General features: G+C 68.4%; 4 protein-coding genes. 1 reads left to right on the top strand and 3 read right to left on the bottom strand.

Annotated elements, in window-relative coordinates; translation table 11 throughout:
* Positions 1 to 134, top strand: a 134-nt coding sequence (locus JWQ91_RS01345) for a tryptophan 2,3-dioxygenase family protein (protein ID WP_297779776.1), incomplete at its 5' end; no start/stop codon positions are given.
* A 36-nt stretch (positions 135 to 170) separates the two neighbouring features.
* Here JWQ91_RS01345 and JWQ91_RS01350 read toward each other — a convergent pair.
* The 3 genes from JWQ91_RS01350 to JWQ91_RS01360 all read right to left on the bottom strand — a co-directional run.
* Positions 171 to 830, bottom strand: coding sequence for a methionine ABC transporter permease (locus JWQ91_RS01350; RefSeq protein WP_297779769.1), 660 nt, complete (start codon positions 828 to 830; stop codon positions 171 to 173).
* Entirely contained in the window at positions 830 to 1,858 is a 1,029-nt protein-coding gene (locus tag JWQ91_RS01355; RefSeq protein ID WP_297779771.1) for a methionine ABC transporter ATP-binding protein, read from the bottom strand. Before JWQ91_RS01355 ends, JWQ91_RS01350 begins: the two co-directional genes overlap by 1 nt.
* A gap of 58 nt (positions 1,859 to 1,916) precedes the next feature.
* On the bottom strand, positions 1,917 to 2,755 hold an 839-nt coding region (locus tag JWQ91_RS01360), incomplete at its 5' end, for a MetQ/NlpA family ABC transporter substrate-binding protein (protein WP_297779774.1).

Here is a 2,755-nt window from a genome sequence, read left to right on the forward strand (position 1 = left end):
GCCACCTCAAGACGGTCGAGCGGATCATCGGCTTCAAGCGAGGGACGGGAGGCTCCTCCGGGGTCCACTTCCTCCAGAAGGCCCTCGAGCTGACCTTCTTCCCCGAGCTCCTGGACGTCCGCACCCATCTCTGAGCGAGCGCGCGCCACTCGGGGGTCCCGCAGCCGGGTCTAGCGGCGCATGACCTTGCGGGCCAGCGCGTTGCCGATCAGCTGACCGATCTGGACGATGACGATGACCAGCAGGATCGCGACCGCCGTGACGGTCCAGTTGAACTGCTTGAGCCCGTACGTCAGCGCGACCTTGCCGAGGCTGTCCGCCCCGGTGATGCCGACGATCGCGGTCATGTCGACGATCGCCACGAGCGCGAACGTGAAGCCCAGGATCAGCGGGCCCAGCGCCTCGGGGAGCAGCACCGTCGTGATGACCTTCCACCGGCTGGCGCCCATCGCCCGGGCCGCCTCCAGCACGCCGGGCTGGACGCTCACCAGGTTCTGCTCCACGATCCGCGAGATCCCGAACGCCGAGGCGAAGACGATCGCCACCAGCGCCTGGCCGTTGCCGATCCCCGAGATCCCGAACCAGCGGGACACCGGCTGCAGCGCGATCACGAGCAGCACGAACGGGATCGGCCGCATGAAGTTGACCAGGAAGTTGAGCACCCCGTTGGTCCACCGGTTCGACACGATCCCGCCGCGCCGGCTGACGTACAGGCCCGTCCCGACCAGCAGCCCGATGGCGCCACCGATGACGATCCCCCCGCCCGCGAGCCAGATCGTGGTCCACAGGCTCTCCAGGAAGATGCTCCGCAGCTCCCACACGCGATCCATCACGCCACCTCCGTCGTCTCGACGAGGGCACTGACGGCCCGCACCGCCTCGGCGACCGCGGCGTCGTCGCCGCGCAGCTCGAGCGTCAGGTGGCCGAACGTGCGACCGCGGACGTCCTCGACCCCGCCGAAGACGAGCTCGAACTCGACGCCGCGACCGATGATCTCCGCGAAGACGGCCGACTGGCTCACCGACTCGTCCCGGAACGACAGCGTCAGGAGCCGGCCGGGGTGACGGCGCCGCAGCGAGGCCACCGACGACTCGTCGGGGACGTCGTCGACCAGGGTCGAGACGAACCGGCGGGTCGCCGGCTGCTGCGGACGGGCGAAGATCTCGAACACCGGCCCCTGCTCGACGATGCGACCCTCCTCCATCACCACGACCCGGTCGGCGATCGTCTTGACGACGTCCATCTCGTGGGTGATGACGACGATCGTGATGCCCAGCTCGGCGTTGACCCGCTTCAGCAGCCGCAGCACCTCGACCGTCGTCTCCGGGTCGAGCGCGCTGGTGGCCTCGTCGGCGAGCAGGATCTTGGGCGACGTGGCCAGCGCCCGGGCGATGCCGACGCGCTGCTTCTGCCCGCCGGAGAGCTGCTCGGGCCAGGCGTGGGCCTTGTCGGCCAGGCCGACGAAGTGGAGCAGCTCGGAGATGCGCTGCTGGTGCTCGGCCTTCGGCACCTTCGCGATCTCGAGCGGGTAGGCGATGTTGCCCCACACCGTCCGGGAGCCGAACAGGTTGAACTGCTGGAAGATCATCCCGATGTCGAGCCGGACCTTCTGCAGCTGCCGCTCGCGCAGCGTCGTGACGTCGGTGCCGTCGACCTCGAGCGTTCCCGATGTCGTCGGCTCGAGGGCGTTGATCAGCCGGACGAGCGTGGACTTGCCCGCGCCGGAGTAGCCGACGACGCCGACGATCTCGCCGGCCTCGATCGACAGGTTGACGTCGTCGACGGCGCGGACGGGGTCGCCGCCCTTGCGCGTCGGTGGGTACGTCTTGCTGACGCCCCGGAGCTCGATCAGAGCCATGAGTTCCTCCAGACGCACCACGAGCCCGGCGACGCGAGGTCGCCGGGCCGGGGAGCGGTCACTTGGTGGCGGCCGTGTCCTTCTCAACCTTGGTGAGCGACGACTCGAGGTCGGCGACCGGGGTCTTGAGCAGCTCGGCGGTGTCGCCGGAGACCTTCTGCAGGCCGTCGGTCACGGTCTTGGTGTCCTGGAAGATCTCGACCAGCCTGGCGTACGTCTTGTTGTCCTTGTCCTCGGCGCGGGCGGCGAAGACGTTGACGTAGGGCAGCGCGTTGGGATCGGCGGGGTCGTCCTTGGCGATCGCGTCCGCGAACGTCAGACCGGCCTTCTCGACGAAGTCGTTGTTGATGATCGCGCCGTCGAGGTCCTCGAGGCTCGTCGCCGTGATGTCGGCCGACAGGTCCTTGACCTTGACCCGCGAGGCGCTGGTGTCGACGTCCGACAGGTCGGAGAAGATCGTGCCGCCCGACTTGAGCTTGATGAGTCCGGCCGACTGCAGGATCAGCAGGCCGCGGGCCTGGTTGCTGGCGTCGTCGGGCACCGCGACGGTCGCCCCGTCCGGGATGTCGGCGGCCGAGTCGTACTTCTTGCTGTAGAGCCCGAGCGGGTAGATCGCGGTCGAGCCGATCGGTACGAGGTTCTTGTCGTTCGAGACGTTGTAGTCCGCGAGGTAGACGATGTGCTGGAACTGGTTGAGGTCCAGCTCGCCGGCGTCGAGGGCCGGGTTGGGCTGCGTGTACTCGGTGAAGTCGATGATCTTGACGTTGATGCCCTCGGCCTTGGCGGCCTTGGTGTAGTCGGCCCAGTAGGGGTCGCTGGCTCCGACGACGCCGATCTTGACGGTCTTGCCGCCCTTGGCGTCGCTGTCGTCGCCGCCGAAGATCAGGAAGCCGGCGA

The organism is Aeromicrobium sp. (assembly GCF_025965075.1).
GTDB lineage: Bacteria > Actinomycetota > Actinomycetes > Propionibacteriales > Nocardioidaceae > Aeromicrobium.

Coding starts and splice junctions, on each gene's coding strand:
- JWQ91_RS01350 (WP_297779769.1), bottom strand. CDS start 830: ATGGATCGCGTGTGGGAGCTGCGGAGCATCTTCCTGGAGAGCCTGTGG.
- JWQ91_RS01355 (WP_297779771.1), bottom strand. CDS start 1,858: ATGGCTCTGATCGAGCTCCGGGGCGTCAGCAAGACGTACCCACCGACG.